The sequence below is a fragment of the Echinicola vietnamensis DSM 17526 genome (assembly GCF_000325705.1).
GTDB classification, from domain to species: Bacteria; Bacteroidota; Bacteroidia; order Cytophagales; family Cyclobacteriaceae; genus Echinicola; species Echinicola vietnamensis.
Genome location: NC_019904.1, coordinates 4,132,021 through 4,146,295, shown reverse-complemented (window position 1 = coordinate 4,146,295; position 14,275 = coordinate 4,132,021). Strand labels below are relative to the sequence as shown.

The following is a 14,275-nucleotide window of genomic DNA, read 5'->3' as shown; positions in this document are numbered from 1 at the left end:
ACTCAATGATCTTTGATTAAATATTACCCAGCAGCATGTAAATGACCACCGTAATGATCACTAGGATGATTGAAACCAGTGAAGCGTACTTCCATTTATCCGTGTTGATCTTTGCGCTTATCAGCGTTTTTTCAGTCGGCTTTGCCATTGGCCACGCCACGGAAACGACATACATGATCAGTACATTCAACACAAATTCAATGCCCCATATATGAACAAAATGGATCCCAATATCAAACACAAATGTCGTCAGCACATAAAACGTCAACCCAGTCACCAAGGCTACCTTGGCCGCCAATGGGCTCACCCATTTGGTAAAAAACCCGGCCAGCATGATAGAAGCGATCGGAATGAAGAAAATCCCGTTAAGCTGCTGCAAGAGCTGAAAAAGCCCCTCAGGGGCATTGGCCACCATGGGAGCTGCCACCATGGAGGTAATCGCCAAAATGGTAGCCGATAATTTTCCCGCTTTTACCAACTGCCCTGCACTGGCTCCAGGCCTTATCAATCGCTTGTAAATATCAATGCTAAATATGGTCGATGCACTGTTAAGGACGCTGTTGAAAGTACTCAGGACTGCTCCCATGATCACCGCCGCAAACACCCCGGTCAAGCCTACTGGCAGGACCTTTTTGACCAATTCAGGATATACCATATCTTGATTTTCGTACAAGCGATCGCCAAAAAAGTAAAACCCAATGACCCCAGGCAAAACAATGATAAAAGGAACCAACAGCTTCAGTGCTCCCGTATAAAGCAAGCCCTTTTGGGCTTCTTTCAGGTTTTTCGCCCCCAAAGCACGCTGGATAATGGTCTGGTTCATGCACCAAAAATAAAGTTGATTGATGATCAAGCCTGTAAAAAGAGTGCTGAAAGGCAAAACGGAATCTTTCCCTCCTACTACATTGAATTTTTCAGGGCTGTTTTCAAAGACCCTTTCCAATCCCAAAAGGGGATTGTTATCACCAATCATAAACAGCGCAATGACGGGCACCATCAAGCCTGCCAAAAGCAGCCCATAGCCATTGATGGTGTCTGAGACGGCCACTGCTTTCAATCCCCCGAATATGGCATAAATAGAGCCGATCCCTCCCACTGCCAAGACCGTATACCAAAGTCCTTGTTCCTGACTAATGTTCAAAGTATCAGAAATATTAAAAAGGCTTTCCAAATTGATTGCTCCGGTATACAGCACAATAGGCAATAAGGTGACGGCAAAGGAAATCAACAGAAAAAAGGCCACCAATGACCTAGTGCCGGCATCAAACCGATTTTCCAAATATTGGGGAACAGTGGTCAAGCCCATCTTCAGGTAACGCGGCACAAAATACACAGCTGCCACAATCAAAGCCAAGGCAGACGTCACCTCCCAAGCCACGATCACAAAACCATTTTTATAGGAAGAACCGTTCATGCCTACCAAATGCTCGGTGGAAATATTGGTCATGATCATGGAACCGGCAATGACTACACCTGTCAAACTTCTTCCCCCTAAAAAGTATCCATCTTCTGAATCCAAATTCTCCTTTCGTGTCTTCAACCAAGCATATACGGCCACTAAAAGTGTAAAGGCAATAAAAGTTAAAATCGTAATGTTCATAGGTGATTTTGGGTATGTGTGATGGTTAAAGTAAAAGGGGTATTTTGCTGTTGACGTGGCTATCTCACCAGTAGTACGAATGTTCAGCTTTGGGTCAACGCATACGTGAACGGTAAACCGAAGATCACCGCTAAACTGGCCACAGCCCTTGGTAAAATGGTTTTACAAAATGCCCTTTTGGTTGCTTATTCAATTATCCAATTATTTACAAGAATTAAAAAATTTAATCCCCTTTATTCCCATGCAAAGGTTTGCACAGTATCCTTATTTTATCACAAATGTCATGTAAAAATTAGTCAAAAAATCATTAAATTTACTCAACAAAATGTATGAAGCAGCTGCTTTTTAGATGCAGATGTATTTTGAAACCACTGATCCTACTATCCATCATTTATGCATTCTTTCTTATTTTGTAGAAAAGCTGCTTTTCATTCCTATATTTTTTTAACCATTTTAATGTTCGCCCCATTGTGGACGAATCAAGCCTTCGGCCAGAAAGCGGATCGCCATCAGGTAGCTTTTCTGGCCGATGTGCATTTACAAGTTGTATATGCAGACCTTCATGATTCGGATTTTAAAGGGATATGGAACCCAAAGACATCCCAATATGCTACCATCCGGACCATGAAAGCCCAAATCAATTCTACCCGGCTCTTTAATGAAAACTATTTTGCCTTTCACGAAGCCCTTCAAAAAGTAGTAGACCAAGGCATCAAAGTAGTCGTACTCCCAGGTGACTTTACGGATGATGGCCAGCCGATGAACCTTGAGGCCTTGCAGCGCATTTTAGCTCAATTTGCAGCGGCATATGACCTTCGATTTTACCTGACGACTGGAAATCATGATCCCGTCACTGTTACCAGAAGTCCTGGAGGGAAATTTGACTTTATGGGTCCTGAGGGAAGACCTCAGGCATTGGTGAGTGACAGCAGCTTCCTAAAGGCTGACCTCCCTGCGGACTTACCCATAGCCATCTCTGAACAAATCGCCTATGGAGGATATGAGGACATTTTGGAGCAGTTGGGAGATTTTGGGTTTTATCCTTCTGAAAAGGATCTTTTTTGGACACATCCATTTGAACCGCTGGATTATGAAGGATATCGTTTCCAAAAGGCACACGAAAACGCTGCTTTGGCCAAGCGGTATTTTAAAAGCTCCTCGACCGACTCCCTTCCAGATCTCAGCTATCTGGTCGAACCTGTTGAGGGCATTTGGCTCTTGGGAATCGATGCCAATGTCTATTTTCCCGTTAGCGGCACCAAAACCTTTAAAGGGTCCAGTGTAGGTTTCAACCTCGCAAAGGATTATAAAAGCCACCAATTGGAATGGATCAAGAAAATCGCCGAAGAGGCAGAAAGAAGGGGAAAAACCTTGGTATCCTTTAGCCATTATCCGCTAGTGGAATTTAATGCTGGGAGCGATGAACTCCTGAAGCGCACTTTTGGCCCTTCCAAGTTCCAACTTGCCCGCAGTCCCCGGCCGGAAATAGCTGCTGCTTATGCCAATGCAGGCATCAAAGTGCATGTGGCCGGACATATGCACCTGAACGATACGGGAATTTTTACGACGGAAAGTGGAAACACCCTGGTCAATATCCAAGTTCCTTCGCTGGCTGCTTACCCTCCTGCATTTAAGGTTTTGACTTTTGGTCAAGACAAGGCAATAGAAGTGGAAACGCAGCGCCTTAGAGAGGTTGAGCAAATGGGAGAATTCTTCCCGCTGTACTTACAGGAACACGAATATTTGGAAGGTCAGCAAGCCCAAAACATTTGGAAAAAGGGCATTTTGGATGCCTCCAATTACCTGGAATACACCAGTCACCACCTTAGCGAATTGGTACGGTTGAGGTTTATTCCAAGTGATTGGCCAGAGGACCATGCAAAGCAATTATTATCCCTCAATGGCTTGGAATTAGCCTATTGGGCATCCCTTGAGAACAGCAATGTACGCCAGGAGTTTTTGGTCCATAAAGCCATCCCCGTCCCGTTTCTTAAACAATTCAAGCGACAGCTAAAAGGCAAAAGCATCACCCCTGCCACTTTGGCCAATATGGATGGGCTTGACTTGATTACAACATTCTATTTTGTTAAAAATGGAGATCAATTGGCCCAAAAGGACATCGAAAAAGCACAATGGGAAGCCATGTATTTTTTGATGGAATCTGTAGCGAAATTAACGCCAGATCAACAAGAGGATTTTGGTCATTTCATGGTGAATTTTTCCGGTATATTTATGGCCATGACCAATGATATACCCTCTGACCATTTTAGGATTGATTTAAAACAAGGCACGGTCGAAGCCCTTTAACTCCTATCATTTAGCATTAAAAGAGTAGAAAAAAGGTGCACATTAACGGTGTGAAGGATTCTTTCATAGGAACATGTCAACATTCATCCCTTGGAAAAGGGGCTTGATCCTTGATTTATAACGGCCTGGAAGAATTTCGGACGATCAGTTCAGGCTTGAGCAGTTCATAGCGATACTGGTCTATCTCCTGATCAGCAGCCAAATGGTTCATCAATATCCTGGAAGAAAGCATTCCCAACTCATAAACCGGCTGCCATACGGAAGTCAAGGATGGATGGAAGTATTTACTGTAAGGCTCATCATCAAATCCTACCACTGAAATATCTTCGGGCATCCTCAAGCCCCTTTCCCTAATGATGGCCATTGCTCCGATCGCCACCGCATCGTTAATGGCAAATATAGCATCTGGCAGTGGGGATTGGTCCAATAACTTTCTGGTGGCTTCTTCTCCATCTTCCGAAGTAAAACCATCCACCCATTCGATCAAGCTATCTTCCATTGGAATATGGTGCTGCTGCAAGGCCTTGGTATATCCTTCCATCCGGTGTTGGCAGGTCGTAAGGTTTTTAGGGCCTGCAATGTGAGCAATACGTCGGCACCCCGTCTTGATCAAGTATTCTACCGCTTGGAAGGCCCCGTCAAAATCATCCACCAACACCCTGTCAGCATCAAACCCTGGACAATCCCTGTCAAAAACCACGATGGGAATACCCGAAGCCCTCAGCCGTTCAAGATGGGCAAATTTCATGGTTTTGGAAGCTGGAGAAATCAAAAAACCATCCACCCTGTTCAATGCAAGGGTCTCCATCAGCTTCTGCTCCTCTTCAAAGGATTCATTGGACTGACAGATTACCAGCTTATAGCCCGCCTCATTGACCATATCCTGCACGCCACTGATTACGGTCGAAAAAAAGTAACTGGTAATTTCAGGGACGATCACCCCGATGGTCTTGGTCCTTTTACTCAGCAAGCTAACCGCCAACATGTTAGGTTGGTAATCCATTTGCTTGGCCATTTTCATGACCGCTTGTTTGGTCCCTTTACTGATAGACGGACTGTCGTGCAAGGCACGGGATACGGTAGAAGCGGCAATATTTAAGGCTTTGGCAATGTCGGTTATCGTGCTGGGTCTTTTTTTCATATCAGGATCAAGATATCAAAATTGCCGCTGATTCATACCCTTTTCGTTACAAAAATGGTCATTCACAGCCCCAACATACATTTATTACCCACTCATCCCCCCAACACACTGATGAAAAAGCAGTTAACGCAAATCTTTACGATTATAACATAAATAAACATTAATTTAAGTATTTTATATACATTAAAAACCTCTTTAATGATTAAAGATTCTAAAATGAGTAACTTTAACCTAATTATTTTTCAAGAAACTCAAAACCTACTTTGTCATGAATAAAGCCACTTACTCCTACCTGCTGCTTATATATCTTTTCCTATCAGGCTGCGTGCAGGAAAGCATCGAAGAACCCAAAATGGGCACGGTGAGCTTTTCCAAAGTCACTTTTGAGCACTTTGGGAATATGTCCCCAAACGGCCGAACAGCCGCCGAATCAGAATGGAAGCATATCTTCGCCGAATCCGCCACGCTGCTCATTACCAACAAGGCCACCGGACAGGAATACACGCTGGAGTACGATCCCAACGATTTTTCGTATCCATACCAAATCGAATTGCCTTATGGTGATTATACCATTTTCAGTGAAGTGGAAGGCGGGGATTTTGAATATTTTCTTCCTTTCGTAATAGAGGGAGAATTCAGCCTGGATGCCAATAGGATCGACCATACATTGCATGGAACAACTGAATATGGGCTGGTCAGTGTAGAAAAGGAATTTGCGTCCTCCGCCAACCTAAACCAAGTCAATGAACTCATTCCCGGAAGCAATGGCAAGGTATTGTACATTTATGCGAAAAGCGGGCTGAGTCCGCTCCTTACCATCTATGAAGTCTTCAACGGCCAAGCGCTAAAAGCCCAGCTGGACATTGCAGAACATAGCCACTATCACTATCAGCTGAAGCTGACCGAAATTCAAGGCGTGGTAAGTTTTGTCGAACTTATCATTGGCCCATTTGAATATTACGAAAGGTACATTGAAATAGCGGACGGCGGGGACATCCCCAATGTCACTGATGCGGAAGGGAATGTCTATGAAGTAGTCAAAATCGGAGGTCAATATTGGATGGCCGAAAACTTAAGAAACTCCATTTATTGTAATGGTGACACACTGGAAACCTTCCCATATCCAAAAATCCTATCCGAAAATCCGGATGAAGGATATACCACCTTCCCCATGGCTGTCATAAAACAACGGCCGGAAACGGGAAAAGATATTTATTACTACAACTATGAAGCTGTTACATCGGACGAAAACATCTGTCCCTGTGATTGGCACGTCAGTACCGATGCGGATTGGATGACCTTGGAAAGACATCTTGGAATATCAGAAAGATCATTGCTATCGACATCAAGAGGTGCAGATGTATTGGCAGGCGAGCGACTGAAAGACGCCAACTTAAACGAGCACTTTCCCGAATTGGAATTACGGGAAATTTCTAGTCGGACCGGTTTTAATGCCAGCCCTTCCAGTTACATGGAGGTCGACAGTCCAACAGATGATATCCGAACCTTTTACCTTGATGACTTTTTTGCTTATTGGTGGGCCAATAGCCCTGAAAAACCACTGTTTAGAGCCGTAGATTTTAAGGGTTTAAATTATTACGGCTATGGCTATGGGAAATACAAAATTATTCGTTCAATGCATCGTCACACAATTTCCTACTTCCCCGTGCGCTGTGTCAAAAACCAATAACAAATCCCTCAACATAACCAACCTCATCATGAAAAACTACTTATCCCTTTTTACCCTCTGCATATTCCTCTCCACCAGCTGTGTGCAGGAAAGCATGGAAGAACCTAAAATGGGAACGGTGAGCTTCTCCAAGGTCACTTTTGAGCACTTTGGGAATGTCTCGCCATATGGCCGAACAGCCGCCGAATCAGAATGGAAGCATATCTTTGCCGAATCGGCCACGCTGCTCATCACCAACAAGGCCACTGGACAGGAATACACACTGGAATACAATCCCAATGACTTCACCGAAGCCTATCAGATTCAGCTACCCTTTGGGGAATACTCGGTGTTCTCCGAAGTGGAAGGCGGCGATTTTGAGACCTTCTTGCCCTTTACCATTTCGGGGGAATTTACCTTGGACGATACCAGTCTGGACATCAGCCTGCAAGGCAGTACAGAATATGGTCTGGTGACGGTGAAGAAGGAATTTGTCCAATCCGCCAACTTGGATGGAACACACGAGTTAGTTGTTTGTGAACATGACATGATCCTTTACCTGTACGTCAAAGCAGCCCAAGCTCCCACCCTGACCATCTATGAAAACTTCAACGGGCAAGCCCTGCAGAAGGAACTGGCCATATCGCCCTACAACCACTACCACCACTACCTCAAACTGACTGAAAGTCAAGGAACGGTTAACTTTATTGAACTGGCAATCGGGCCATTTGAGTACCATGAGGAATACTTTGAGATCGGTGGAGAAGAAGAAATCACTAGTGTGACCGATGCGGATGGCAATGTCTATGAAGTGGTAAAAATCGGCAATCAGTACTGGATGGCAGAAAATCTCCGTGCAGTTACCTATTGTGACGGCACGCCTTTGGAAACATTTATGCCCCCTGGCATTACCATGCCCTATGGCTTTAACGAACAGCCTGATTATGCTTTCATAAAAGCGGATAGATACACCTCAGAAAACAATTATTACTACAATCAAGAAGTAGCAAGGAATGAGAAGAATATTTGCCCCTGCAATTGGCATGTATCGACCGATGAAGACTGGATGGAACTTGAGCGCTACCTAGGTATACCCGAGTCTGACCTCTATAGCCGCAGAAGAGGCTATGACCAAGAAGCAGCCGACCAACTCATGGCACTGGATTGGCCTGACATCTATGGTGAAGTACCTCCTGAATTGAATATCACCAATTCCACGGGATTTACAGCTTACCCAAATGGCCGCTGGATCTATGACATTGACGAAACAGGCGAAGGACTTCGTTGGAATGCTTTTTCGTTCGCTGCCTGGTGGTGGTCTCCCAAAGAGGATTCTCTCAAAATGAGAAGTATACAATCTGAAGGCTTCTCAGTATCACCGGAAGAAATTTCCTCAATCTACCGAATGGGTAGCGCTGATGGAGCACGAGATGGCCATGTATTGAGTATCCGTTGTGTCAAGGATTAATTAAACCAAAAACACCAAGGTCAACACATAAGCGACCAAAAACGCAAAAACCGGAGCCACCGCCCATACCAGAAAAAACTTCCTGACCGTGGGTTTTTGAAAAGTCGTCTTTGCGCCATCCTTACTAATGCTCAGTGCAATAAACGCCGCACCATTCAGCTGTACGAGTGAAGTGGGAATGCCCTGCATGATGGAAGCATACATCAGCAAACTGGCCACAATCAAGGCAATCACTGTCGCATGGAATGGCGTCGGCTCCACAATGCCTTTTCCCGTGGCCTTGGTGACTTTGTGGCCCATTAATGAACTCCCAATGGCAAAACAAGGGGCCACGATCAACACGGACAGAATGATGATGGGCAAGAAATTTTCGATGGCCTCCTTCCCTATTTCATTGGCTGTCAGGGAAGCGATCGGTGCCGCAGCATTGGCCACGTTATTGGCTCCTATGGAAAAGGCCACATAAAGGGATGAAAAAATCAAAAGCCCTTTCAGTAGCGGATGGGTCGAAAGCTGCTTGTAATCGGACGTGAATATCTTCTTTTGCGCCATGGGCAACACCCACTTGCTCAGCACCAGCATCAGCCCAAAAGCCACCACCGGCAATATCAGCCAAGTGGGCAAAATCACATAAAAGAGTTTATGGCTGTCAAATACCTCCATTGCACTTGCCGCGCCTGCAATGGCCAGTACGGTAGATTGACTGGTAGACTGGGGAACGCCCAATAAATTGGCAATCAAAAGGGAAAGGCTGATCGACAACAATATTAAGGAGGTGGCCTCAGGAGTAAAAAAAGCAGCATCTAGCAACCCCTTTCCCAAAGTCAGGGAAACTTCCTTTCCCGCAAGCAAGGCGCCTGCAAGTACCATAATACCAAACAGCCCTGGAATCAAGCTTCGTCGGATGACACTCGCTCCATACGCTGCAGAAAAGGCCGGCGCAGTACCGCTTCCTCCCATATTGACCGCTAAAAACATGGCCAATAAGAAGGGAATGGTTAGGGAATTAAACAGTTCTGACATGATTTGAATAAGACAGCAGTAATAATGGATAAATTCCCCGCAAAAGTAACAAAAAACACATAAACCCTACTGACTTAGTAGGGTTTTATTTTAGTGCAAGAAACACGTCCCCATTATGCAGTAATCATTTTAGTAAAAAAGATGTTACACCTCGGCCCGCACGGATAGCTTTAGGGGCCAAACTTTGGAGAGTCCCTCTTGGGAAATCAAGGCCTTGTAAATGGTTTCTTTTGATGCTATAATCGGGTTTAGAAGTGCTATCTGTTCATTTTTGAAAACGGGTTAAATATTTAATCTAAAGTAAATCCATTTAATAAACCCACCGGCAATTCGATGGAAATTTTAACGGGACTTCCCAATAAATTATTCTACAAGCTAGCCTAGTTACGCAACAGCAAACAGGTGTTTGGAATGATACACTTCAATGGACCATTACCCCATCAAACTATTCTTCATCCTTTACTACTTTTCTGACGAGGTGATTGCCGTAATCCGCAAAAATTATCTCATCTCCATTTACTAATACATCAGTTGGACTATTCATTTTACTGGCAGTGGATGGACCATCAATATAACCCTCGCCATTGCTTCCTATGATAGTACTAACATAATCTCCATTGATTTCCCTAATTACATTATTGTCCAAATCTGCCACCAATACCTTTCCATTTTGCCCCACTGCAACCCCATAAGGATCATCAAATTTCGCCACAGCAATACCTCCATTTTGAATTCCCTCTCCATTTCCTCCAGCAACTGTGGATACATTATGATAGCTATCTATTTTCCTTATTGCATGGTTTTTTCTATCTGCGACAAATAGGTTACCGTTAGGATCTGTATCTATCCCTGAAGGATAGTAAAATTGCGCTTGAGAACCCGCTCCATCAACATACCCTCCATTTCCGGTACCCGCTATCGTAGAAACCTGTACTGAGGAATCAATCATCCGGATGCAATGATTTCTATTATCTGCTATCACAATATTTCCATTAGGTAATACCGCTACGTCTGTAGGCTGGTCGAATTTTGCCTGATTACCACTTCCATCTTGATATCCGTTCGTTGTTCCTGCCAAGGTACTTACCGTTCCATTAGGCGTTATTTTCCTAATGGAATGATTACCACGATCCGCAACTATTACATTTCCTTGGTTGTCTACAGCTACTTTCCAAGGACTGTTAAATTTTGCAACTCCAGCTACCCCGTCGGTAAAACCAGCTATCCCTGTCCCAGCAAATGTTGAGACATCCCCTGAGGAGCTTATTTTTCTTATCACATTATTGTCGCGATCGGCTACGAAAATATTCCCTTGTTGATCTATAGCTATACCTTCAGGATTATCAAACTTTGCAGTGCTACTGGAGCCGTTTTGAAACCCCGCTATTCCGGTACCTGCAATGGTTTCTGTCTCATAAAGACACCTATACACTAACCAAGAATTGACCAATTCTCGGTGGGAATTATTGGGGTTCCCAGGTAAATTTCTTACTAATAATTCATTGATTCCGTAAGTTTGCGTCACAAAGGTGGAAGAACCTCCTCCATCTAAATTAATGGCATTTTCTGCACCCAAGGCATAAAACACACTGGCCATTTCAGTATATTTCATCCCTGTGGATCCTGTATTATATTTGGAATCGCGTCCATCCACTACAAACATAATCACTGTTCCGTCAGTTCTATATCCTATCCCCGTCCTAGGATGAATGGAGTGTATGGTTTGACTTTGTATCTGGCCATTCTTTACCAAAAACACTCCCCCACCTGTCGCATTGAAAAGCTCACCAGATGCTGCTTGATAATCATCTCTACCTCCTATTATTGGCTCTTTGTTTCTGTCCAATCCAAAAAAGGTAAGTCCTTGTTGTGGCTTTTCAGCGGTATGGGTATAAACATCCTTGATGACTACTCCATTTTTATGGACAATCCCATGCGGAGGTCTCGGTAGTGTTTCATATTGGTTATCAATAAAGTCGCCGTTAATAGCAGCGATGACTTGATGATGTGTCGCATTCACCTCTTCTGCTTGGTTTTTAATGGTTTGAAGGCCGTATCCATGTTGATTAAATGGTGTACCCACTTCCATGTTCAGCCCTGGTATGTTGAGATCAACCTCTAAGAAAAATACACGCATAGGATCTCCTGAAGGATCGACATACCTGATGATAGTTTCCACTACACCTGTAGCTACCATTCTCTGTGACTCATCAACTACAGAATCGATTAGATTCGTGTTTTCCTTGAGTATTTGTGTAATGTTATATTGACAAGTACTTTGAGTTGATAATGAAGGAACTTCTTTTTCAGCGATCAAGCCCTCGGGGTCATCAAATGTGCTACATGATAACATGGATACCAATGGGATCCCAATAAGAAAAATGAGTTTAATGGTACTGTATATTCTTCTCATGATTTAGTATATCTAGATGGATGTTAGTGTTTTCGTGGGGGTAACCCGCAATATGCTTTAGTCTATAAGTTCCTTCCTGAAATGGCATTAAAGCCTGCTACTAAGCTTTGAGGTTGCTTCTTTGTAGCAGCTGGACAGGTCCGTAGCCATGCTACGCCAACACCTCTAAACTCATTGATTTTCTTGCACTTTCAGCCTTCACTACAAAAACATAAAACGAGGTTTTAAAAATATTTAATAAAAAGAAACCGTCATTGCTCATGTAATGAAATCGAAGTGAAACAATCCTGTTATACGGGAAACAAGGTTACCCTATGACTCAACTAGCAATGACGGTTTACCACCAATTTTTATTTTAAAATCGGTTTTTTAGCTTATTCCGATTCAATCTTACGTACCCTGTGGTTCCCCAGATCAGCGACGTAAATCACGCCATCATGATAGGTTACATCAGTCGGATTATAAAATTGGGACGTTACGCCCACACCGTCCAGAAAACCAGCAACAGAACCTGCAATGGTGATCACATTCTCTCCTTGGATCAGGCGGATTTTGTGGTTGGATAGATCGGCTACGACCAACTGGCCATTGTCAGCCACCGAAATCCCATAAGGATTATTGAATTGTGCGGTCATCACTTGTCCGTCTCTGGTCCCTTGGGAACCGTCTCCAGCGACAGTGCTTACTTGACCGGCATTCAAATCAATTTTACGGATCAGGTGATTGATGCGATCGGCTACGTAGATATTGCCCATATCGTCAACGTCCAAGCCAGAAGGATACCTAAACGTCGCTTCCTCCAAAGCACCATCTTGGTTGCCTTGTTCACTTCCGGCTACGGTGCTCACCGTACCATCCACCTCTATTTTACGGATGCGGTGGTTTCGGTTGTCCGTTACGTAAAGCACGCCTTCAGCGGTAACCGCTATATCCAACGGTTGATCAAACTGCGCTTCTTCAGCAGGACCATCTGCAAAACCTGCCTCTCCCGTTCCAGCGACCGTACTGACCATTCCTTGGGGATCAATTTTACGGATCATATGATTGTCTCGGTCAGCCACGTAAATGTTGCCTTCCATATCCACGCAGGATTTCCATGGATAATCCAGCAAAGCACTGGCTACTGGCCCGTTCTGAAAACCGCTGTTTCCCGTGCCCAAAACGGTGCTTACGGCACCATCCGTGGTCACTTTTCGAATACTATTATTCGCTCTGTCAGTGACTATCAGGTAACCATCCGGATGCATTGTAACCCCTTCTGGATTTCGGAAAGCCGCTTGAATTCCGCTACCATCGATCAAGCCATAATCACTACTGCCAGCAAGGGTAGAAACCACATAATTGGACGGTCGCTCCACATGAAGAAACGTTAAGGCAGCGCCATTTGCCGCTTCCCCGTTGACGCTTACTTCCACCTGCTGGACACCTTCACCTTCAGGAACCACCACTTGGATCCTACTTTTGCTGGCTTCCAGTACGGTCCCTTCCACGCCATCAAACGTCACTTGGTTCTGGCTTCTGTCCGTGCTGAAATTATTTCCTTGGATGGTCACCACATCTTTCACATTTCCTTCCATAGGAACCATGGTATATACAAATGGACCTGAATTGCCACTGGGGGTCGTATCATCATTGTCACAGCCAAAGAATGCTATGGCCATCATCATTATTGCTAATAATGGGAATTTATACATGCTTCGTGTTACTAATTTCATGGAAAATCAATTTTCATTTACCAATACAGCCCAACCATTCGCCACGGGACGTGGAGATCCATCGGAAGGCCGATTACGAATGTGAAAAACGTCCTCTAAACTGTGCAGGCTCACGAAAGTAGAGGAACCCCCGCCATCCAAATTGGTCGCATCTCGAACGCCCAGAGCCTGGAAGAACGTAGCCACTTCAGGCAACGTCATGCCATTGGAGTAGTCAAATTGACGCCCATCAATGACCATAAAGTAAACCTCCTCCGCATCTGTGATCCCTACGGCTGTTCTGGGATGAATATCCTCAGTATTTGCTAGAGGGGCCAAGGTATAATCCTTGATTAGCAGGTCCCCTGCTCCCAAAGCATCGTAAAGGTCATCTTTTACGTCAGGATAATCATCGGAATGCTCGATCACCAACCGACCGTTTTTATCCACACCAAAGAATGACCTGCCGACCATCGGCGTGGTCTTGACCTGTTCCCCATGCAGGTGTACTACCCCGCGCGGCTCTCCCGTGTCCATGTTAAAGAAATCAGCATTTACACCGGCCACTACTTTCTTTCCAGGTACATCTACCCAGCCCATCATATCAGGAATAGGCTGCATGCCAAATCCACTGGTGCCAAAAGGGGTCAACGGATGGAGTGATACACCATCTGCTTTAAGGTCAATTTTAAAGACAAACATTCGCATCGAAAGTCCTTTCATGGACAGGTAATGAATGTCGGTTTCTTCCACGCCTGGGGCGACCATAAAGGTCGTATCCCAAAACACTTCACTGACCAACTCGGTACTGTCCACCATGCGTTGGGTGATCGGTGCCAAGTCTTTATCCAGCACGGCTGGTTGGGCATCTTCATTTTTGCAGCTGGCAGCCATTAGCATCAAGGAACCAGCCATCAAGATGGAATAGTAATAATTGATATATTTTTTCATTGTTGTTTT

The 14,275-nt window shown here is 44.5% G+C and carries 9 protein-coding genes; 3 read left to right on the top strand and 6 right to left on the bottom strand.

Going from position 1 to position 14,275, the window contains the following annotated elements; translation table 11 throughout:
- Positions 1-16 precede the first annotated feature (16 nt).
- A complete protein-coding gene (locus ECHVI_RS17025) occupies positions 17-1,600 on the bottom strand; it encodes a solute:sodium symporter family transporter (protein WP_015267258.1) in 1,584 nt (527 codons plus the stop codon).
- A gap of 456 nt (positions 1,601-2,056) precedes the next feature.
- On the opposite strand from ECHVI_RS17025, the gene ECHVI_RS17020 reads away from it, so the two are divergent.
- On the top strand, positions 2,057-3,907 hold the full coding sequence (locus ECHVI_RS17020) for a metallophosphoesterase family protein (RefSeq protein WP_015267257.1): 1,851 nt from the start codon (positions 2,057-2,059) through the stop codon (positions 3,905-3,907).
- Between the two features lie 115 nt (positions 3,908-4,022).
- On the opposite strand, the gene ECHVI_RS17015 is transcribed toward ECHVI_RS17020, so the two are convergent.
- On the bottom strand, positions 4,023-5,048 hold the full coding sequence (locus ECHVI_RS17015) for a LacI family DNA-binding transcriptional regulator (protein ID WP_015267256.1): 1,026 nt from the start codon (positions 5,046-5,048) through the stop codon (positions 4,023-4,025).
- A gap of 268 nt (positions 5,049-5,316) precedes the next feature.
- Here ECHVI_RS17015 and ECHVI_RS17010 point away from each other — a divergent pair, with 268 nt between their 5' ends.
- Positions 5,317-6,738: a fibrobacter succinogenes major paralogous domain-containing protein gene (locus ECHVI_RS17010; RefSeq protein WP_015267255.1), complete on the top strand. Its 1,422-nt coding sequence runs from the start codon at positions 5,317-5,319 to the stop codon at positions 6,736-6,738.
- Positions 6,739-6,766: 28 nt separating this feature from the next.
- Positions 6,767-8,185 carry a fibrobacter succinogenes major paralogous domain-containing protein gene (locus ECHVI_RS17005; RefSeq protein ID WP_015267254.1) on the top strand — a complete coding sequence of 473 codons (1,419 nt, stop codon included), beginning with the start codon at positions 6,767-6,769 and terminating at the stop codon, positions 8,183-8,185.
- Here the strand turns inward: ECHVI_RS17005 and ECHVI_RS17000 are convergent, their stop codons facing one another.
- From ECHVI_RS17000 to ECHVI_RS16985, 4 genes are all read right to left on the bottom strand, one after another.
- A complete protein-coding gene (locus ECHVI_RS17000) occupies positions 8,186-9,208 on the bottom strand; it encodes an inorganic phosphate transporter (protein ID WP_015267253.1) in 1,023 nt (340 codons plus the stop codon).
- Between the two features lie 445 nt (positions 9,209-9,653).
- On the bottom strand, positions 9,654-11,621 hold the full coding sequence (locus tag ECHVI_RS23045) for a phosphodiester glycosidase family protein (protein WP_015267252.1): 1,968 nt from the start codon (positions 11,619-11,621) through the stop codon (positions 9,654-9,656).
- A 374-nt stretch (positions 11,622-11,995) separates the two neighbouring features.
- Positions 11,996-13,336 (bottom strand): IPT/TIG domain-containing protein, encoded by a 1,341-nt coding sequence (locus tag ECHVI_RS16990; RefSeq protein ID WP_245553359.1) that lies wholly within the window; start codon positions 13,334-13,336, stop codon positions 11,996-11,998.
- 6 nt (positions 13,337-13,342) lie between these two features.
- Positions 13,343-14,266: a phosphodiester glycosidase family protein gene (locus ECHVI_RS16985; RefSeq protein ID WP_015267250.1), complete on the bottom strand. Its 924-nt coding sequence runs from the start codon at positions 14,264-14,266 to the stop codon at positions 13,343-13,345.
- Between the last annotated feature and the right edge of the window lie 9 nt (positions 14,267-14,275).